Annotated in this window: 15 protein-coding genes and 3 tRNA genes; 1 reads left to right on the top strand and 17 read right to left on the bottom strand. The window is 61.3% G+C overall.

Annotation, left to right across the window (positions count from 1 at the left end):
* Positions 1 to 185 precede the first annotated feature (185 nt).
* Positions 186 to 467 carry a transcriptional regulator gene (locus tag N7E70_RS17015; protein ID WP_067961875.1) on the top strand — a complete coding sequence of 94 codons (282 nt, stop codon included), beginning with the start codon at positions 186 to 188 and terminating at the stop codon, positions 465 to 467.
* A 25-nt stretch (positions 468 to 492) separates the two neighbouring features.
* Here the strand turns inward: N7E70_RS17015 and N7E70_RS17010 are convergent, their stop codons facing one another.
* The 17 genes from N7E70_RS17010 to N7E70_RS16930 form a co-directional block, all read right to left on the bottom strand.
* The gene (locus N7E70_RS17010) at positions 493 to 1,908 is read right to left on the bottom strand and encodes an APC family permease (protein WP_067961873.1); all 1,416 of its coding nucleotides are present in this window, start codon (positions 1,906 to 1,908) and stop codon (positions 493 to 495) included.
* A gap of 199 nt (positions 1,909 to 2,107) precedes the next feature.
* Positions 2,108 to 3,202 (bottom strand): esterase-like activity of phytase family protein, encoded by a 1,095-nt coding sequence (locus N7E70_RS17005; RefSeq protein WP_067966523.1) that lies wholly within the window; start codon positions 3,200 to 3,202, stop codon positions 2,108 to 2,110.
* Positions 3,203 to 3,337: 135 nt separating this feature from the next.
* On the bottom strand, positions 3,338 to 7,534 hold the full coding sequence (rpoC, locus tag N7E70_RS17000; protein ID WP_067966519.1) for a DNA-directed RNA polymerase subunit beta': 4,197 nt from the start codon (positions 7,532 to 7,534) through the stop codon (positions 3,338 to 3,340).
* A gap of 178 nt (positions 7,535 to 7,712) precedes the next feature.
* A complete protein-coding gene (rpoB, locus tag N7E70_RS16995) occupies positions 7,713 to 11,846 on the bottom strand; it encodes a DNA-directed RNA polymerase subunit beta (RefSeq protein ID WP_067961871.1) in 4,134 nt (1,377 codons plus the stop codon).
* 202 nt (positions 11,847 to 12,048) lie between these two features.
* Positions 12,049 to 12,423 (bottom strand): 50S ribosomal protein L7/L12, encoded by a 375-nt coding sequence (gene rplL / locus N7E70_RS16990; RefSeq protein WP_263007055.1) that lies wholly within the window; start codon positions 12,421 to 12,423, stop codon positions 12,049 to 12,051.
* Between the two features lie 54 nt (positions 12,424 to 12,477).
* Positions 12,478 to 12,996 (bottom strand): 50S ribosomal protein L10, encoded by a 519-nt coding sequence (gene rplJ, locus N7E70_RS16985; protein WP_067961867.1) that lies wholly within the window; start codon positions 12,994 to 12,996, stop codon positions 12,478 to 12,480.
* A gap of 388 nt (positions 12,997 to 13,384) precedes the next feature.
* The gene (gene rplA, locus N7E70_RS16980; RefSeq protein ID WP_067961865.1) at positions 13,385 to 14,083 is read right to left on the bottom strand and encodes a 50S ribosomal protein L1; all 699 of its coding nucleotides are present in this window, start codon (positions 14,081 to 14,083) and stop codon (positions 13,385 to 13,387) included.
* 4 nt (positions 14,084 to 14,087) lie between these two features.
* Positions 14,088 to 14,516 carry a 50S ribosomal protein L11 gene (gene rplK, locus N7E70_RS16975; RefSeq protein ID WP_067961864.1) on the bottom strand — a complete coding sequence of 143 codons (429 nt, stop codon included), beginning with the start codon at positions 14,514 to 14,516 and terminating at the stop codon, positions 14,088 to 14,090.
* A gap of 155 nt (positions 14,517 to 14,671) precedes the next feature.
* A complete protein-coding gene (nusG, locus tag N7E70_RS16970; protein WP_067961861.1) occupies positions 14,672 to 15,199 on the bottom strand; it encodes a transcription termination/antitermination protein NusG in 528 nt (175 codons plus the stop codon).
* Between the two features lie 26 nt (positions 15,200 to 15,225).
* Entirely contained in the window at positions 15,226 to 15,426 is a 201-nt protein-coding gene (gene secE / locus N7E70_RS16965) for a preprotein translocase subunit SecE (RefSeq protein ID WP_067966516.1), read from the bottom strand.
* 303 nt (positions 15,427 to 15,729) lie between these two features.
* Positions 15,730 to 15,805, bottom strand: a tRNA-Trp gene (locus N7E70_RS16960).
* A 193-nt stretch (positions 15,806 to 15,998) separates the two neighbouring features.
* The gene (locus N7E70_RS16955) at positions 15,999 to 16,505 is read right to left on the bottom strand and encodes a metal-dependent hydrolase (RefSeq protein WP_263007054.1); all 507 of its coding nucleotides are present in this window, start codon (positions 16,503 to 16,505) and stop codon (positions 15,999 to 16,001) included.
* 87 nt (positions 16,506 to 16,592) lie between these two features.
* Positions 16,593 to 17,072, bottom strand: coding sequence for a group II truncated hemoglobin (locus N7E70_RS16950; protein WP_263007053.1), 480 nt, complete (start codon positions 17,070 to 17,072; stop codon positions 16,593 to 16,595).
* Between the two features lie 168 nt (positions 17,073 to 17,240).
* Positions 17,241 to 18,839: a hypothetical protein gene (locus tag N7E70_RS16945; protein ID WP_263007052.1), complete on the bottom strand. Its 1,599-nt coding sequence runs from the start codon at positions 18,837 to 18,839 to the stop codon at positions 17,241 to 17,243.
* A gap of 125 nt (positions 18,840 to 18,964) precedes the next feature.
* Positions 18,965 to 20,140, bottom strand: a complete 1,176-nt coding sequence (gene tuf, locus N7E70_RS16940) for an elongation factor Tu (protein WP_154384191.1) — start codon at positions 20,138 to 20,140, stop codon at positions 18,965 to 18,967.
* Positions 20,141 to 20,335: 195 nt separating this feature from the next.
* Positions 20,336 to 20,409: transfer RNA gene (locus tag N7E70_RS16935), tRNA-Gly, on the bottom strand.
* 116 nt (positions 20,410 to 20,525) lie between these two features.
* Positions 20,526 to 20,610 (bottom strand) — tRNA-Tyr (locus N7E70_RS16930).
* Positions 20,611 to 20,706: the final 96 nt, after the last annotated feature.

Genomic DNA, 20,706 nt, shown 5'->3' with positions numbered 1-20,706 from the left:
AAAAACCTTAACGAAACCGGGGCTTCGGGCGGGTTGGCGGGCTTGCGGCAACTATATTGCGCTGCAACATGGGCTGTAAGTCAGTTTATAAGGCTGTTTGTCCTGTCTTGCACCCCGCCTTCGTGCGAAAATCGGGGAAACCGGGGCGAATCCCCCGCAAACGAATCCAGATCCAGGGAATCACCATGAACGACAACGACGAACGGCCCGTGACGATCATCACCGGTCGGGTCTGGCGCAAGAAGGGCGGCAAGCCCGAAGGCGTCCACATCATGCTGGTGGCGCCCGACGACGACAGCGCCGTGCGCTCGGCGCTGGACGCGCTGGCAAAGGAGGGTTACGCCGAAGCAGAACTCGATCAGATCGGCGACATGCAGGGCGAACCTGACGACGAGCCGCACATCTCCGCCTATCAGGGGGCCCTCGAAGGCGAAGTCTCGATCGTCACCTTCAACGAGCAGTTCTGAGTCAGCGCATGTATATATAGAGAGGTCAGTTGACCGGCCCTGCCCCGCCGATGTCGGCCATTTCAGGTTCGGCAGGCTTTTGGCCAGTGGCGCGATTGACCAGCACGGTGACGAACCACAACACGACACCAATGCCGATCAGGATACCGGCGATCTTGTATTGAACAGGGTCGCGCCCAGTCCAGGGGCCGGCGAAGAAAGCGCAAGCCACGGCTCCCAGGATCGGCAACAGCGTCGGGGTGCGGAAGTGATCGTGCCCAACCCTGTCCTTGCGCAGCACCAGCACCGCGATGTTGACCACCGTGAAGACGCATAGCAGCAGCAGTGCGGTTGTGCCGCCCAGCGCCGGCACCTCGCCGACGAATGTGATCAGCGCGAAAGCGAGCAAGGTGGTGAAGCCGATCGCGATGTAGGGCGTGCGACGCGAGGCGTGAACCTTGCCTAGCACTTTCGGCAAGACGTGTTCGCGGCTCATGCCATAGACCAGACGGCTCGCCATCAGCATGTTGATCAAGGCGCTGTTGGCGACGGCAAACATGGTGATGAAGCCGAAGATCTCAACCGGGAAGTTCGGCGCGCCGGCCTGGACGACCTTGAGCAGCGGCGTCTCGCCCTCGCCCAGTTGTTCCGGCGGCACGAGCGTGATCGCCGAGATCGACACGAGCACGTAGATTACGCCGGTGATCAGCAAACCGGTCAGCAGCACCTTCGGGAAGATGCGCGTCGGATCCTTGCACTCCTCGGCCATGTTGACCGAGTCCTCGAAGCCGACCATGGCGAAGAAAGCGAGCGTCGTCGCCGCGATCACCGACCAGAAGGCGTTGCGGTCGGGCGCCGAGTGGAACTGAGTGATACGGGAGACGTCGCCCTCACCGGCGCCGATCGCCCAGAGGCCGATGACGATGATGATCATCAGGCCGGTGAACTCGACGCAGGTCAGCACGACATTGGCTTTGACACTTTCGCCGACGCCGCGGAAATTCACGGCTGCGACGATCGCCATGAATGCCAGACCGATGAGCGTGATGCCATAGGTGCCGGACAGGCCGAGATCGAAAGCCCCAGACATGTTGGCAGCGAAGGCGCGCGAGGCCGTCGACGCCGAGGTGATGCCCGAGCACATGACGGCGAAAGCGACGATGAAGGTGATGAAATGGATGCCGAATGCCTTGTGGGCGTAGAGAGCGGCACCGGCCGCCTTCGGGTATTTTGTGACCAGTTCGAGATAGCTGAAGGCAGTGATGACCGCGACGACGAAGGCAATCAGGAACGGCAGCCAGACCACGCCGCCAACCTGCTTGGCCACCTGCCCGGTCAGCGCATAGATGCCGGTGCCCAATATGTCACCGACGATGAACAGCAACAGAAGCCACGGGCCCATGACGCGATGGAGGCTCGGCTCGACCGCCTGTCCTTTCGCATTGGAGGGGACATCGGTCATCGGGCACTCCTTTCAGGGCTGATGCACTTCAAGGAGGAGGCTATTTTCGCAACCTCGGGATGTCAAACGCCGCCAATACGTTAGAACAGACGCAGATGCGGCTGACAGCTCGTCGACCGGTGCCATCCCTGCGAGATCTTGGGAAAGGCCGCCAGATTGCGCCGGCGGCCCTTTCACCGAAGGATCTGCAGCGCTCGGATCAGTTCGTCGCGGCATCCAGTTTGAGCACGACGAACTGGGTGAACTGCTCCGGGTTGAAGTTGTTGTCGGAGGCAATGACCAAAGTGCGCTGGCCGTCGATCTCCGGTCCCCATGTCACCGACTCGATATTGTCGATGTCGAGACCAAAGTCACCCTCACCCAGCTTAAGAACCTTGCGCTTGGGCATCGCGGTTGCCGCGACGCCCTTGATCGAGGCCGCCCCCTTCACGTCAGTCGCGCCGGAGAAACTCGCCAGGTAGAAATTGATCTCGCTGCCGATGCCGAGCGCGAAAGAGCGTTCGATCGCAAACAGTTGGTCCGGTCCGAAGAACATGAACTCGGAGAGACCGTTGTCGTTGTAGAACGGGTCCTGGGTCGCCTTGGTGAAGATCGGCCCGTTGTCATAGACATACTCGGCCGTGACTGCACCGCTGGCAATGTCGAAGCCGATGACGCGCGACGGGCTGCCGGCTTCCAGCGTCGCCTTCTCGCCGTCCTGTGCCAATGCGTTCTCGGTCCCCGCCCAAAGGGTCTTGCCGTCGGGCGAAATGGCAAGACTTTCGAAAGCCAGGTTGCCGCGAACACCCCGTGTCCTGTCGGCATCGGGCAGATAGGCTTCGGGAATGGCAAAGCTCCTGACATGGGTGCCGTCGGGTTTTGCCTCATAGATTGCGGGTCGGCCGGCGGCATCACCCTCGCTCGACCAGAAGATACGGTTGGCCGCCGCATCAAAGCGGATCGCCTCGGGGTCGACGTCCTTCTTGGCGAAGGCAGCACCTTCGGCGTTGCGTAGCTCCGCGCTCGACACGATGTCGATGCCGTGAACGCCCTTGCCGTCGATGGCAAGCTTCAGCGTGTAGAGCCGCGCCGGCGCGCGCTCAGAGCGGTCGTCAGAAATGGCGTAGAACAGCCCGCTCGCAGCGTCGTAGTCGAGACCGGAAATCCCGCCGAACTCGGCGCCCGCGATCTTCAGTCCGGTCGGCAGCACGACCTGGCCGAGCAACGATGCCTTGAATGGCGTGGCCTCCTCGGCCTGGGCTGGCAAGGCAGCCGACGCCAACAGGGCAGCGAGGGTGGAAAAGACGGTTTTCATGATGACGGCCACCTGGCATGTGCGTTGAAGCAGCATGATTAGCGGCGGCATTTGACAGCGGCATGAAGCCCTGTTGTCACCGAAATGAAAAAAGGGGGCCGAGGCCCCCTTTTCCAGTTCCTTGCGACGACACTCCTACTGAGCGGCGTTGACCATGTCGGTCAGGATCGGCTCGGCCACTTCCGCACCCGAGAGCTTGCGGCGCTCGTCGAGGATCAGCTCGTCGCGCGAGGTGGCGATGCGCCGGATCTGGCTCATCATGCCGCCCGTGCCGGCCGGGATCAGGCGGCCGACGATGACGTTTTCCTTCAGGCCCTGCAGCATGTCGGTCTTGCCGGCGACAGCTGCTTCGGTGAGCACGCGGGTCGTTTCCTGGAAGGAAGCGGCCGAGATGAAGGACGGCGTCTGCAGCGATGCCTTGGTGATACCGAGCAGAACCGGCTGACCTTCGGCAGGCTTCTTGCCTTCCTCGATCAGGCGCTCGTTGATCTCGTCGAACTCGATGACATCGACGTGATCGCCCGGGATATAGATAGAGTCGCCCTGTGCGGTGATCTCGACCTTCTGCAGCATCTGCCGGACAATGACCTCGATGTGCTTGTCGTTGATCGACACGCCCTGCAGTCGGTAGACTTCCTGGATTTCATTGACGAGGTAGGAAGCGAGAGCTTCCACGCCCTTGATGGCCAGGATGTCGTGCGGCGCCGGGTTGCCGTCGAGGATGTAGTCGCCCTTTTCGATGGCGTCGCCGTCCTGGAGATGGAACGGCTTGCCCTTCGGGATCAGGTATTCGACCGGTTCAAGCGTCGAGTCATGCGGCTCGATGATGATGCGGCGCTTGTTCTTATAGTCGCGACCGAAGCGGACCGTACCATCGATCTCGGCGATGATGGCGTGATCCTTTGGACGACGGGCTTCGAAGAGCTCGGCAACACGCGGCAGACCGCCGGTGATGTCCTTGGTCTTCGCGCTTTCCATCGGGATACGCGCCAGAACGTCGCCAGGGCGAACCTGTGCACCCGGCTCGACCGAGAGAATGGCCTCGACCGAGAGCAGGAAGCGGGCATCGCCGCCCTTCGACAGCTTGCCAACCTTGCCCTTGGAGTCCTGAACCACGATCGCCGGCTTCAGGTCGTTGCCGCGCGGGGTCGACCGCCAGTCGATGACCTCACGCTTGGTGATGCCGGTCGACTCGTCGGCCGTTTCCTGGACGGAAATGCCGTCGACCAGATCCTCGAACGCCACACGGCCTTCGATTTCGGTGAGGATCGGACGGGTGTAGGGATCCCACTCGGCGATACGCTGGCCGCGCTTCACCTTGTCGCCATCGTCCACGAAGATACGCGAACCATAAGTGACGCGGTGGGTGGCGCGCTCCTTGCCGGTCTCGTCGAGGATCAGGATCGCCATGTTGCGGCCCATCACGACGAGGTTGCCGTCGGAGTTGCGAACCACGTTGCGGTTGCGGATCTCGACCTTGCCCTCATACGAGGCTTCAAGGAACGAGCTGTCCACCACCTGCGCGGTACCGCCCATGTGGAAGGTACGCATGGTGAGCTGCGTGCCCGGCTCGCCGATCGACTGAGCGGCGATGACGCCGACAGCTTCGCCCTGGTTGACAGGGGTACCGCGTGCCAGGTCGCGACCGTAGCAGACCGCGCAGACACCGACCTTGACTTCGCAGGTCAGGGCCGAACGGATGCGAACCGACTGGACGCCAGCCTTCTCGATGACCTCGATGTCACGCTCGTCCATGAGCGTGCCGCCCTTGACCAGCAGATCGCCAGTGACCGGGTGGTTGATGTCGTCGAGCGCGGTGCGGCCGAGAATGCGCAGGCCGAGCGAAGCGACAACCTGGCCGGCATCGACGATCGGCTGCATGGTGAGGCCCTTGTCGGTGCCGCAATCAACCGAGTTGACGATGCAGTCCTGCGCCACGTCGACGAGACGACGGGTCAGGTAGCCGGAGTTTGCCGTCTTCAGAGCGGTATCCGCGAGACCCTTGCGGGCGCCGTGGGTCGAGTTGAAGTACTCGAGAACCGTCAGACCTTCCTTGAAGTTGGAAATGATCGGCGTCTCGATGATTTCACCCGACGGCTTGGCCATCAGGCCGCGCATGCCGGCGAGCTGGCGCATCTGAGTGGGCGAACCACGCGCACCGGAGTGCGACATCATGTAGATCGAGTTCATCGGCTTCTGACGACCGCTGTCCTCGAACTCCACCGCCTTGATGCGGGCCATCATTTCGTCGGCGACCTTTTCCGAGCACTTGGCCCAGGCGTCGACGACCTTGTTGTACTTCTCGCCCTGAGTGATCAGGCCGTCATTGTACTGCTGCTCGTATTCCTTGGCCAAAGCCTCGGTGTCGGCGACCAGCTTCTCCTTGGTATCCGGGATCAGCATGTCGTCCTTGCCGAACGAAATGCCGGCGCGGCAGGCATGAGCGAAGCCGAGAGCCATGATGCGATCGCAGAAGATGACCGTCTCTTTCTGACCGCAGTGGCGGTAGACGGTGTCGATCATCTTGGAGATGTTCTTCTTGGTCATCTCCTGGTTCGCGGTGTCGTACGGCACGTTGACGTTCTTCGGCAGCAGTTCGCCGATGATCATGCGGCCAGGGGTCGTGTCATGGATCTTGGACACGACATTGCCTTCGGCGTCGACCGTGCGGAAGCGACCCTTGATCTTGGCGTGCAGCGTGACAGCCTTGGTCTCAAGCGCGTGCTGGAGTTCGCCCATGTCGGCAAACACCATGCCCTCGCCCGGCTCGTTCTGGTTGACGATCGAGAGGTAATAGAGACCGAGAACCATGTCCTGCGACGGCACGATGATCGGCGCGCCGGAAGCCGGGTGCAGGATGTTGTTGGTCGACATCATCAGCACGCGTGCTTCGAGCTGAGCCTCGAGCGACAGCGGAACGTGGACAGCCATCTGGTCGCCGTCGAAGTCGGCGTTGAAGGCCGTGCAGACGAGCGGGTGCAGCTGGATCGCCTTGCCTTCGATCAGCGTGGGTTCGAAGGCCTGGATGCCCAGGCGGTGCAGCGTCGGTGCGCGGTTGAGCAGAACCGGATGCTCGCGGATGACCTCGTCGAGGATATCCCAAACCTCAGGCTTTTCCTTCTCGACCAGCTTCTTGGCCTGCTTGACGGTCGAGGAGTAACCCTTGGCGTCGAGACGAGCGTAGATGAACGGCTTGAACAGCTCGAGCGCCATCTTCTTCGGCAGGCCGCACTGGTGCAGCTTGAGCTCCGGACCGGTCACGATGACCGAACGGCCGGAATAGTCGACGCGCTTGCCGAGGAGGTTCTGACGGAAGCGGCCCTGCTTGCCCTTGAGCATGTCGGACAGCGACTTCAGCGGACGCTTGTTGGCGCCGGTGATGACGCGGCCACGGCGGCCGTTGTCGAACAGAGCGTCGACGGCCTCCTGCAGCATGCGCTTCTCGTTGCGGATGATGATCCCCGGCGCACGGAGCTCGATCAGGCGCTTCAGGCGGTTGTTGCGGTTGATGACGCGGCGATAGAGATCGTTCAGGTCGGACGTCGCAAAGCGACCACCGTCCAGCGGGACCAGCGGACGCAGGTCCGGCGGGATCACCGGCACGACCTTCATGATCATCCACTCGGGACGGTTGCCCGACTCCATGAAGTTCTCGACCACCTTGAGGCGCTTGAGATACTTCTTCTGCTTCAGTTCCGACGTCGTCGTCGCAAGCTCGGAGCGCAGGTCGCCGGCGATCTTCTCGAGATCCATCGAGGCGAGCAGGTCGTGAATGGCTTCAGCGCCGATCATGGCGGTGAAGCTGTCCTCGCCATACTCGTCGACGGCGATCTGGTACTCTTCCTCGCCGAGGAGCTGATGCTCCTTGAGTGCGGTCAGGCCCGGCTCGGTGACGATGTAGTTCTCGAAATACAGGACGCGCTCGATATCCTTGAGCGTCATGTCGAGCAGCGTGCCGATACGGCTCGGCAGCGACTTCAGGAACCAGATGTGGGCGACGGGCGCTGCGAGCTCGATGTGGCCCATGCGCTCGCGGCGAACGCGCGACAGGGTGACTTCCACGCCGCACTTTTCGCAGATGACGCCCTTGTACTTCATGCGCTTGTACTTGCCGCACAGGCACTCGTAGTCCTTGATCGGGCCAAAGATGCGGGCGCAGAACAGCCCGTCACGCTCCGGCTTGAAGGTGCGGTAGTTGATCGTCTCCGGCTTTTTGATTTCGCCGAACGACCAGGACAGAATCTTCTCAGGGCTGGCGAGCGAAATCCGGATGGAATCGAACACCTGCGCAGGCGCCTGGGGGTTGAAGAGATTCATGACCTCTTGGTTCATGCCGTTCTCCTTTTCGGGGCCCACGAAAGCCCCTTTTCATCGTGTGCGGGCCAGAGCGCCCGCCAGCTTTCGGCCATCGCCGAAGAATTCTCATCGATGAACGCGATCAGTACCCAACCATGGGGATCGCGCTCAGGCGGCGACGCCGCGGGCAAATCCCGCGGCGCGCCTTTGGTGCTTACTCGGCGGCGTTAGGCAGCCGATGGTTTTCGTCGACCTTGGTGTTCTCAAGCTCGACGTTGAGGCCCAGCGAACGCATTTCCTTGACGAGAACGTTGAAGCTCTCGGGGATGCCCGCTTCGAACGTGTCGTCGCCGCGCACGATCGCCTCGTAGACCTTGGTACGGCCGGCCACGTCGTCCGACTTCACGGTCAGCATTTCCTGCAGCGTGTAGGCGGCGCCGTAAGCCTCGAGCGCCCAGACCTCCATTTCGCCGAAGCGCTGGCCACCGAACTGCGCCTTGCCGCCCAGCGGCTGCTGGGTCACGAGCGAGTACGGTCCGATCGAACGGGCGTGGATCTTGTCGTCGACCAGGTGGTGAAGCTTGAGCATGTAGATGTAGCCCATGGTCACCTTGCGGTCGAACGGCTCACCCGTACGGCCATCGTACAACTGCGACTGGCCAGAGGTGTGAAGACCCGCCTGCTCCAACATGATGTTGATGTCGGCTTCATGCGCGCCGTCGAACACCGGGGTCGCAATCGAGACGCCACGCTTCATCTGCTCGCTGAGGCGAACGATGCTTTCGTCGTCGTAATCGCGGACCGGCTCGTTGCGGTCGTTGGCCGGAATGAAGCTCTCGAGCGTCTCGCGCAGCGGCTTGATATCGCCACCAGACTTGTACGCCTCGATCAGCTCACCGATCTTCTTGCCCATGCCTGCGCATGCCCAGCCCAGATGCGTTTCCAGAATCTGGCCGACATTCATGCGCGAAGGCACGCCGAGCGGGTTGAGCACGATGTCCGCATGCGTGCCGTCTTCGAGGAACGGCATGTCCTCGACCGGAACGATACGCGACACGACACCCTTGTTGCCGTGACGGCCGGCCATCTTGTCGCCGGGCTGCATCTTGCGCTTCACCGCAACGAAGACCTTGACCATCTTCATGACGCCGGGCGGCATCTCGTCGCCGCGCTGCACCTTCTCGACCTTGTCCATGAAGCGCTGCTCGAGCTGCTTCTTGGAGTCGTCGTACTGGCCGCGCAGAGCTTCAAGCTCACCCTGCATCTTCTCGTCTTCGACGGCGAACTGCCACCACTGCGAACGCGGATAGTCGTCCAGCGTCTCCTTGGCGACGGTCGAGCCCTTCTTGAAGCCCTTCGGTCCGGCAATCGCGTCCTTGCCGATGAGCATGTCGCTCAGACGGCTGTAGACGTTGCGATCGAGGATCGCCTGCTCGTCGTCACGGTCCTTGGCGAGACGCTCGATTTCCTCGCGCTCGATTGCCATGGCGCGTTCGTCCTTCTCCACGCCGTGGCGGTTGAAGACGCGCACTTCGACGACGGTGCCGAAGGTTCCGGGCGGCATGCGCATGGAGGTGTCACGGACGTCGGACGCCTTTTCACCGAAGATGGCACGCAGAAGCTTCTCTTCCGGCGTCATCGGGCTTTCGCCCTTCGGTGTGATCTTGCCGACCAGGATGTCACCCGGTGCAACTTCCGCACCGATGTAGACGATACCGGCTTCGTCGAGGTTCTTCAGAGCCTCTTCCGAAACGTTCGGAATGTCGCGCGTGATTTCCTCTGGCCCGAGCTTGGTGTCGCGCGCCATGACCTCGAACTCCTCGATGTGGATCGAGGTGAAGACGTCGTCGGCCACGATGCGCTCGGAGAGCAGGATCGAGTCCTCGTAGTTGTAGCCGTTCCACGGCATGAACGCGACGAGCACGTTACGGCCGAGAGCCAGATCGCCGAGCTCGGTCGACGGACCGTCAGCGATGATGTCGCCCTTGTTGACCCGGTCACCCATGCGAACCAGCGGGCGCTGGTTGATGCAGGTGTTCTGGTTCGAACGCTGGAACTTCATCAGACGGTAGATGTCGACACCGGATTTGCCCGGATCGAGGTCTTCGGTCGCACGGATAACGATACGGGTCGCGTCGACCTGGTCGACGATACCGCCGCGGCGAGCGCCGATGGCAGCGCCAGAGTCACGGGCAACGATCGGCTCCATGCCGGTACCGACGAACGGAGCCTCGGCGCGCACCAGCGGCACGGCCTGACGCTGCATGTTCGAGCCCATCAGAGCGCGGTTGGCGTCGTCGTTTTCCAGGAACGGGATCAGCGCAGCTGCGACCGACACCATCTGCTTCGGCGAAACGTCCATAAGGTCGACGTTTTCGCGCGGCGCCATCATCACTTCGCCAGCGTTGCGGCAAATGACGAACTCGTCGACGAAGTGGCCGTCCTTGTCGAGCGCGGCGTTGGCCTGGGCAACGAAGTGCTTGGCCTCTTCCATCGCCGAGAGATAGACAACCTCATTGGTCAGCGTGCCGTCGACGATCTTGCGGTACGGGCTCTCGATGAAGCCGTACTTGTTGACGCGTGCGAAGGTAGCCAGCGAGTTGATCAGACCGATATTCGGGCCTTCCGGCGTCTCAATCGGGCAGATACGGCCGTAATGCGTCGGGTGCACGTCGCGGACTTCGAAGCCAGCGCGCTCGCGGGTCAGACCACCAGGTCCAAGCGCCGAAAGACGACGCTTGTGGGTGATCTCCGACAGCGGGTTGGTCTGATCCATGAACTGTGACAGCTGCGAAGAACCGAAGAACTCGCGCACGGCGGCGGCCGCCGGCTTCGCGTTGATCAGGTCCTGCGGCATGACCGTGTCGATCTCGATCGAGGACATGCGTTCCTTGATCGCGCGCTCCATGCGAAGCAGACCGACGCGGTACTGATTTTCCATCAGCTCGCCGACCGAACGGACACGGCGGTTGCCGAGGTTGTCGATGTCGTCGATTTCGCCCTTGCCGTCGCGCAGTTCGACAAGCGTCTTGACCACGGCAAGGATGTCATCCTTGCGCAGGACACGGACGGTGTCTTCAGCATCGAGCTCGAGGCGCATGTTCATCTTGACGCGGCCGACTGCCGACAGGTCGTAGCGCTCGCTGTCGAAGAACAGCGAGTTGAACATGGCTTCAGCGGTTTCGAGCGTGGGCGGCTCACCCGGGCGCATGACGCGGTAGATGTCGAACAGAGCATCCTGGCGGCTCTCGTTCTTGTCGACGGTCAGCGTGTTGCGGATATAGCCACCGACGTTGATGTGGTCGATGTCGAGGATGTTGATCTCTTCCTCGCCAGCCGCCAGCAGCGTCTTCAGCGTCTTTTCGTCGATCTCGTCGCCGGCTTCGAGGAAGATTTCGCCGGTGGCGTAGTTGACGATGTCCTCGGCGAGATAGCTGCCGAAGAGGTCATCTTCGGTCGCCTTGATCGCCTTGAGGCCCTTCTCGGCGAGCTGCTTGGCCTGACGCGCGGTGATCTTCTTGCCGGCTTCGACAACGATCTCGCCGGTGTCGGCGTCAACCAGGTCGCCAACGGCCTTGAGGCCGCGGAAACGCTCGACCGAGAACGGAATGCGCCAGTGGTCGCCCGACTTCTTGTAGGTGATCTTGTTGTAGAAGGTCGACAGGATCTCTTCGCCGTCCATGCCGAGCGCCATCAGCAGCGACGTCACCGGAATCTTGCGGCGACGGTCGATGCGGGCATGGACGATGTCCTTGCTGTCGAACTCGATGTCGAGCCACGAGCCACGGTAAGGGATGACACGCGCGGCAAACAAAAGCTTGCCCGACGAGTGCGACTTGCCCTTGTCGTGATCGAAAAACACGCCCGGCGAACGGTGCATCTGCGAGACGATGACGCGCTCGGTGCCGTTGACGATGAAGGTGCCGTTGGACGTCATGAGCGGCATGTCGCCCATATAGACGTCCTGCTCCTTGATGTCCTTGATCGACTTCGCGCCGGTGTCCTCGTCAATATCGAACACGATAAGGCGCAGCGTCACCTTGAGCGGCGCAGCGAATGTCAGATCGCGCTGACGGCACTCGTCGACGTCGAACTTGGGCGCTTCGAACTCGTACTTGACGAATTCAAGCATCGACGCGCCGGAAAAATCAGAAATAGGGAAGACCGACTTGAAAACGGCCTGCAGTCCCTCGTCCGGACGGCCACCCTTGGGCTCGTCCACCATGAGGAACTGATCGTATGATGCCTTCTGAACCTCGATGAGGTTCGGCATCTCCGCAACTTCCGGGATCTTTCCGAAGAATTTGCGTACGCGTCTGCGGCCATTGAAAGTCTGGACCTGGGCCATCGTCGCTCCTTGCTGCCTCTTGGGGTGAGCGTCGCTAATGCTCACCTTGCATGCGCGCCGCCTCAGCGGCGGCCTATCCAAAACGGGCGAAAACCCGTTTCCTGAAAGCCGCATTGCGGCCCTCAGGAAATAGGTTCCCCTCAATCCCCCGGGTCACGGGAGCCGGTGGGCGGCAACTGTGCCGCCCACCGAAACCGTGAGCTTACTTGAGCTCGATCTTGGCGCCAGCTGCTTCCAGCTGAGCCTTGAGCTTCTCGGCGTCGGCCTTCGCAACGCCTTCCTTGACGGGCTTCGGAGCGCCTTCGACGAGGTCCTTGGCTTCCTTGAGGCCCAGGCCGGTGATGGCGCGGACTTCCTTGATGACTTCGATCTTCTTGTCGCCGGCAGCTGCCAGGATGACATCGAACTCGGTCTTCTCTTCGACCGGTGCAGCAGCAGCGCCGCCGCCAGCAGCAGCAACAGCCACGGGAGCTGCAGCCGAAACGCCCCACTTCTCTTCGAGGAGCTTCGACAGCTCAGCCGCCTCGAGGACGGTCAGGGCCGACAGGTCGTCAACGATCTTTGCGAGATCAGCCATTTTTCTATTCCTTCAATCAGTTCGAACGTGAGTTGATGATAGCGAGGAACGGCCTCATGCCGCCTCGTCCTTCCGGGCATAAGCGCCAATGACGCGCGCGACCGAAGCCGCCGGCGCATTGACGATCTGGGCGATCCGGGTAGCCGGGGTGGCGATCATGCCAACCAGCTTTGCACGCAGCTCGTCGAGCGACGGGAGCGAGGCGAGAGCCTTCACACCATCGGCGTTGAGCAAGGTCGTGCCCATCGAACCACCAAGGATGACAAGCTTGTCATTGGTCTTGGCGAATTCGGACGCGACCTTCGGCGCTGCAATCGGATCTTCCGAATAAGCGACCAGCGTCTGTCCCTTGAACAGATCGATGATGTTTTCGGATTCCGTGCCCTGAAGAGCGATTTTGGCGAGACGGTTCTTCGCGACTTTGACGGTGCCGCCGGCCTGACGCATCTTCACGCGAAGATCGTTCATTTGCGCGACGGTGATACCGGCATAGTGGGCCACGACCACTGAACCTGCGTTCGAGAACGCGTCATTCAGGCCCGTGACGAGTTCGCGTTTTTCCGCTCTGTCCACTGCCTATCTCCAGTTGACCGCCTCCCATTTGCGGGGTGAGCGGTCGGGTTGCCTTTTGCCGGGCGGCCAATCCAGAAATTCCAGATCACCCGAACGGCGCTCGAGGATCCTGCCCCCTTTCGCCACACCTGACGGGCTTGCGGCCCGGCGCGATGCGCAGACAAAAGGCAAACACGGTTCGAACCTTTCATTGGAGCAGAGGCTCCGTTGTCTGGTCTTCACCCGTCTCATGCAGGCCCATTCGAATTAAGGACCAAGGGTCGCCTGGACCGCCTGCAATCTCGGACAGGATTTTCGAAAGCTGTTGCCAGCTTCCGAAAATCCGGGCCCGGAGGCCCGGAATACTATTCAGGATCCAGCCGTTGCCGGCTGACCCCGCTTCAAATCATCAGGACGCTGCGAGCGTGCCGAGGTCGACCTTGAGGCCTGGTCCCATCGTCGAGGTGACAGAGACCTTCTTGACGTAGACGCCCTTGGCGCCTGCCGGCTTGGCCTTGTTGACCGCGTCAGCGAAAGCGCGGACGTTTTCTTCCAGCGCCTTGACGTCGAACGAGACCTTGCCGACGCCAGCGTGGATGATGCCGGCCTTCTCGACGCGGAACTCGACGGCGCCGCCCTTCGAAGCCTTGACGGCTGCTGCGACGTCGGTGGTGACGGTGCCGACCTTCGGGTTGGGCATCATGCCGCGCGGGCCGAGCACCTTACCGAGACGGCCGACCAGCGGCATCATGTCGGGGGTGGCAATGCAGCGGTCGAAGTCGATCTGGCCCTTCTGGACGATATCGACGAGATCTTCCGCACCAACGACGTCGGCGCCGGCGGCGCGGGCTTCGTCAGCCTTGGCATCACGTGCGAACACGGCGACGCGGACGGTACGGCCCGTGCCGTTCGGCAGGTTGACCACGCCGCGGACCATCTGGTCAGCGTGGCGCGGGTCGACGCCGAGGTTCATGGCGACTTCGATGGTCTCGTCGAACTTGACCGACGAGCGAGCCTTCAAAAGCTCGATGGCTTCACCAAGGCCATAAGCCTTGTTCACATCGATGCCTTCGCGGGACTTGGAAACGCGCTTTGCAATCTTAGCCATGATCTCAGCCCACCACTTCCAGGCCCATGGAACGAGCCGAGCCTTCAACCATCTTGATGGCGGCTTCGATGTCGTTCGCGTTCAGATCCTTCATCTTGGTCTCGGCGATCTCACGCACCTTGGCGCTGCTGATCTCACCAGCCTTGACCTTGCCCGGCTCCTTCGAGCCCGACTTCAGGTTGGCAGCCTTCTTCAGGAAGTAGGACACCGGCGGCGTCTTCATGACGAAGGTGAACGACTTGTCCTGGTAATAGGTGATCACGACCGGGATCGGCGATCCCTTCTCGAGCTCCTGCGTCTGCGCGTTGAACGCCTTGCAGAACTCCATGATGTTGATGCCACGCTGACCAAGCGCCGGACCGATCGGGGGCGACGGCGTCGCCGAACCCGCGGAAACCTGGAGCTTGAGCTGGCCCGCTATTTTCTTAGCCATCTCTTTCCTGCTTTCGTCTTATGCCGGATGACCCGGCGGTTGCAGTTCGGTGGTGCGAAAAAGACAACCGGCTAAGCTGCCTCATCTCCCACCATGCTTGCGCCAGGCCTGCGCCCGACACTGCCTTCCACCGAAACCGGTGACAGGCGCTTCGATCAGCCCTTTTCGACCTGACCGAATTCGAGATCGACAGGCACGGCGCGCCCGAAGATCGAAACTTCCACCTTGAGGCGCGCGCGCTCCTCGTCCACTTCCTGGACGAAACCGTTGAACGACGCGAACGGACCGTCGGAAACGCGAACCGCTTCGCCGATCTCGAAGGTGACCGACGGCTTCGGGCGCTCGACGCCTTCCTGAACCTGGTTCAGGATGCGCTGGGCCTCGGATTCCGTGATCGGCACGGGCTTCGAATCGCCAAGGAAACCAGTGACCTTCGGCGTGTTCTTAACGAGCGAGAACACGGCATCGGTCAGATGGGCCTTCAAAAGCACATAGCCCGGGAAGAACTTGCGTTCGGCATCAACCTTGCGGCCGCGGCGAACCTCAACAACCTTCTCGGTCGGAACGACGATCTGCTCGATCTGCTCGCTCAGGCCCTTCTGCTTGGCCTTGTGCTCGATGTCCTCGGCGACCTTCTTTTCGAAGTTCGAATAGGCGTGGACGATGTACCAGCGCGCAGTCATCTCAGGAATTCTCCGTATTCGCGACCTTAACGGCCCATGCCCAAGATCTGCTCGACGGCGAATGCCATCAGCTGGTCAGCGGCAAAAAAGAAAATCATCGCAATAATTGCAAAGCCGAGAACCATGACCGTGGAAATCATCGTCTCGCGCCGCGATGGCCACGTCACCTTCGCCGTTTCCGACCTTACCTGCTGCAGAAAGGTGAAGGGGTTCGTGGTTTTCGCCATGTGCCGCTCTGCTCTCAACGTCCGTTGACCGGACTTCTGGATGATCCCGTGACCGGGAGATGCCATCACATGGCCGATATCCACGCCGAATCAGCGCAACATTTCGCCCATGCAATTCGGACGCGTAAAGCCGGATCCCCAGCTCCACGCGCCGCGTGTCTGTTTCGCTTACATAAAACCGATTCTCTCTCCACGCAAGTGGCAGGAACAAGCTTTACGTTTGTACGCCGCGTCGGAACCATCCAGTCGTTCCGTTCCGGCTATTGCAGTCCTTATGCCTGAATTAGCGAAGTCTGGCAAGACTGGCACGGGCAGCAGGGCTCGAACCTACGACCTGCGGTTTTGGAGACCGCCGCTCTACCAACTGAGCTATGCCCGTGCATCTCGCCGCGCATCATCTGCGCAGCACGGGCTTCCTAAGGATTTCCACCGCGTCTGTAAAGAGCGCAATGCGTGATGTCGCAAACATTCACAGGCGGAATTTTGTCAGCCGCTGGGTAGACACTCTCTCCTCCCCGACGACTGGCCATTGGCGACTGCTGCGAACGAAACGATCGGCACCGTAGAAGGCGTCAAGCGCGGCTTTCGTGGAGTTTGCGCTGCCTCGACTGCTTGATGCCCAGGAATCCCGCCCAAGCACAGATGGTGATCTCGAGGGCAAAAGTCCAATGCAGGACAAAGCTCAGTACCCAGTGCGAGTATCTGGCCGGAATGGTGACGAGTTCGACCGCAACATCGCTGAACGGCATCAGCCAGTGCATCGGAGCCGCGATCGAATCGAGCACCATGTGGAACATGACCGCGATGAAGAAGACTACGGCCGCGGATACGAACCGTGGCCACAGCCACCTGACCAGCGGCAACACGACACTTCCGAGCGCGAGCCAGAAGAGCGGCCAGTGCGTGAAATAGCCATGGTGATGCGTCTGCTGGCCGTCGACCAGATAGAAATAGAACATGTCGAGATCGGGCGCGACGCTGCCAAGAAGCGCGGCCGGCATGATCGCGCGGGCATTGCCGGTCCAATGCCGAGCCAGCGTCCCCAAGATGAAACCGGCCGGCAGATGCGCGATCAGCATGAAATTCGTTCCCCGCTCCGCCGACAGGTCTCGCGAGATTGCGGCGGTCTTGGGGCCGGGCATGGCCCGGGAGACCCGAGATTCAGGTCACGATTTGGCTGGCGGCACGTAAGGACCGCCTGGAACGCCCCAGCCCCACCGCGGCATCGGCTCGTGCAGTGCGGGAGCGGCACCGTCCTGCGAATTCAGCTTGGCCAGCCGCGTGCCCCATTCGATATAGGCGACGAGTGCCGAACGAAACTCGGGATCGTCGGGCAGTTCCGCCTCGTCGGCGGCGTCGAGTAGCAACGCAATCCACTGCCGCCGCTGTTCCTCGGTCAGGTGCCGGTTGAGATGATGGCTGATCATCGCGGCATGGCCGCCATGGGCCTCGCTGTAATCCTTCGGCCCACCGAAAACCTCACCGATGAAGGCAGCGACATGCGCAGGATGGTCGCCGGACATGTGCCGGAACACCGGTCCAAGCACCGGATCGGTAAGCACCTTGTCGTAGAACAGGCTTGTCAGCCGATTGAGCGCGGACGCCCCGCCAGCCCAGTCGAACAGTGTCGGCACGTCTTTTTGCATCGTCTTCCTCCATGTGTGTGGAAGGGCATATGGGGAGCGGGACGGCGGGAAGGAAGTCCACGAAGAAAAGCACCTCCGTCTCCGCGAGAGACAGCCCAGGAGCGTTCCAGCCACTTCCAGCCATGGCAGCTTCGACAATCTGGCAGGGGCAGCTGCGCCACTTACCGACTAGTGCAGTGTCCGGCAGTTCACCGGCCGAGGTGAGGTTCGGCAAAGGCCGCTGTCTATCAGAAGTTGGACAGAACCCGACCTTGTCGTCAGGTAGCCCTCCCGGAGAAGCGCCAGCGCAACTTCATCCACCTTGCCAAAACGGGGTGCCGCGTCGCCTACCTTAGGTCCAACCCCCATCTGCACGAGGTAATGATTGCGTATTGGAGCGTCCAGTGCCGGACTGGGACCCCAGCCTACAGCAACTCCCTCGCCGATCAGCCGGGTCTTTCCTGCCGAGAGCACCAAAAGGCAACTTTCGCCACATTCCGCCCCACCCGATCCCGCTATGCCCAGATATGGCCGTCCGTCACCTTGCCAGCCGGTGCAGCCCCTGCCGTTCGGCTGACAGCCGGCGAAGAACGTGTGCCCAACTGCCACATCAAGGCCGTTTGCACGGACAACGCGCCCCATCAGCATCGCGGCAATCGGATCTCCTCCGGTTGAGGAAATTACCAATGGCAGCTTTATGTCACCTAGTTCCTTGAGCAGAGTTTCCAGCCGCTGCGGTGCACCTTCGTCGATCTCCCCTTCGGCGGAGATCCATTCCGGGCAGTCAGGTTCACAGGCCCCGACCGAACGAACGACTGCCAGCCACATGCCGCGATCTTTGAGCAAGAGAGGCTTGGGGTAGGAATTGAACGCAAGCTTTTGTCCTGGTGCCAGAATGCAGTTCGCTGCCGGGGTCGCGATCCTGCAGTTCTCGATGCTCACCAGCGCGTCGGTCGCATCCAAGCTGGTTATCAGGTTCATGTCGAGCATCTCGACGGGAGTGAGCTGGCGCATCTCGGCGGCAGGCGTGCTCTGTCCGATCTCGTACATGACCCGTTTGACCCCCATCTCCTTGAGATAGGCCAGCATCCTGGTGTTGAACGCCTTACCCATCTTGGTTGTGGTGTAGCTACCAACGGTCTTGCGGCGGACAACCTTGCGGCTAACGGTCTTCCTCTTGCCTTTCACGACCTTGTAGGTCTCGCGATAAGTAATCTTCTGCTGCGTAACATGGGACGTCACCTGATGTACGCCCATATAGGCCCACTGGCCGACATGTCGGCGCACGCCGCCAGCGAACATCATCGAACAGGCGGAGGCACAGTAGGCGCCTGCCGAGTACAGGGCGCCCTGATAGATGCCTTTCCGAGTTGAATCGAGCTTGCAGCCCTTCTGCTCGGGGGTGCATTCGACGAAACGCGTCAGCCCAACGCCGATGTCCAGCTTGCTGGCGCGCAGCATTCGGCCCAACTCCAAAGCTGCCTCGACCCGGCCGCCCGGCGAGGTCACGATCACCGGCAGCCGCTTGTCGCCGAGCTTCTTGAGAAAGGTCTTGAAGGCTGCAGGTGTCGCTGGGGTGATTGCGCCTTCGGCCGAAATCCATTCCGGGCAAAAGGGTTCACAGCCTGGCGAAGAACTGCGCACGACAACAAACCGCATCGGCGGTCCATCGTCATCCGCCGGCTTACTCTTGGCTGCCTCGGCCGACGAGAGCGACAACAGGGCAATTGCGGCTATGACAAGTGGCAGGAAAACTCCCCGCCACACCGCGCGCTTTCCCTCCCCCATGGCAGATCCCCAACCGCCCCGTCTACCGAGATAGTAATGCGGGAACGGTGACGTGCAATGCGTCGCCACAAACATAAAGGGCGACCCGAAGGCCGCCCTTTATGCATTCGACGAAAGGACGTCGATTATTCTTTGATCGAAGCGACGATGCCGGCGCCGACGGTGCGGCCACCTTCACGGATAGCGAAGCGGAGCTTCTCTTCCATGGCGATCGGCACGATCAGCTCGACGTCGACGGTGATGTTGTCGCCGGGCATGACCATCTCGGTGCCTTCCGGCAGCGACACGATGCCGGTCACGTCCGTCGTGCGGAAGTAGAACTGCGGACGGTAGTTGGTGAAGAACGGCGTGTGACGGCCACCCTCTTCCTTGGTCAGGATGTAGGCTTCAGCAACGAACTTCTTGTGCGGCTTCACCGAACCCGGCTTGCACAGCACCTGGCCGCGCTCGACGTCTTCACGGCCAACGCCACGGATCAGCGCGCCGATGTTGTCGCCAGCCTGGCCCTGATCGAGCAGCTTGCGGAACATTTCAACGCCGGTGACGGTGGTCTTGCCGGTCGGACGGATGCCGACGATCTCGACTTCTTCGCCAACCTTGACGATGCCGCGCTCGACGCGACCGGTCACCACGGTGCCGCGGCCCGAGATCGAGAACACGTCTTCGATCGGCATCAGGAACGGACGGTCGATCGGACGCTCCGGCGTCGGGATGTAGGCGTCGACGGCTTCCATCAGCGCGCGGATCGCGTCTTCACCGATCTTCTTGTCCGAATCGTTGAGCGCAGCAACAGCCGAACCCTTGATCATCGGAATGTCGTCGCCCGGATATTCGTACTTCGACAGCAGCTCGCGAACCTCGAGCTCGACCAGTTCGAGCAGCTCGGCATCGTCGACCAGGTCGACCTTGTTCAGGAACACCACCAGGGCGGGAACACCGACCTGACGGGCGAGCAGGATGTGCTCGCGGGTCTGCGGCATCGGGCCGTCGGCAGCCGACACGACCAGGATCGCGCCGTCCATCTGGGCAGCACCGGTGATCATGTTCTTGACGTAGTCGGCGTGGCCGGGGCAGTCGACGTGGGCGTAGTGGCGGTTCGGCGTCTCGTACTCGACGTGCGCCGTCGAGATCGTGATGCCGCGGGCCTTCTCTTCCGGCGCTGCGTCGATCTGATCGTAGGCCTTGAACTCGCCGAAATACTTCGTGATCGCCGCCGTCAGCGACGTCTTGCCGTGGTCAACGTGACCAATCGTGCCGATGTTCACGTGAGGCTTGTTACGCTCGAATTTACCTTTTGCCATTGTCTCTTTCCTTGAGCATCGGGACCTTGGTTCCGGTCGGATGCGGGGCGATTACCGATAAAGGCCGAAAAAGACAAGCGCCTTTTGGCCAAACGACCACGTCGAGGCCAAAAGCTGGGCTGCTCTTTCAGTGCTGGACACACATATGGGGACAAGCGGATGCAAATAAAAGGCTTCTTGCCTCGGCGAAAAGCCTGGAGCGGGTAGCGGGAATCGAACCCGCGTATTCAGCTTGGAAGGCTGCTGCTCTACCATTGAGCTATACCCGCGCCCCTGAGCGCCACGCGCCTGTTCAGGAGCGAAGCACGCCCTGGTATTCCTTGCCGCGTGCTCGCTTCGAAAGACCAAACCTTTCGAAGGCGACGTATGGCTTCCGGGCCGGCAGTGGTGGAGGAGGTTGGATTCGAACCAACGTAAGCTGAGCTAACGGATTTACAGTCCGTCCCCTTTAACCACTCGGGCACTCCTCCAACTGCTTTGCCGGAGCCATGCTACGAGGCATTTCCGATCCCGGTTGGTGGCGAAGCGCCCTGCCCCGAAATCTGGGTGGGCTTATGGCGACAAGG

The organism is Aminobacter sp. NyZ550 (assembly GCF_025628925.2).
In the GTDB taxonomy this organism is placed as follows: Bacteria; Pseudomonadota; Alphaproteobacteria; order Rhizobiales; family Rhizobiaceae; genus Aminobacter; species Aminobacter ciceronei.
The sequence above is the reverse complement of the archived record's forward strand: the minus strand, read 5'-3'. Positions and strand labels throughout refer to the sequence as shown.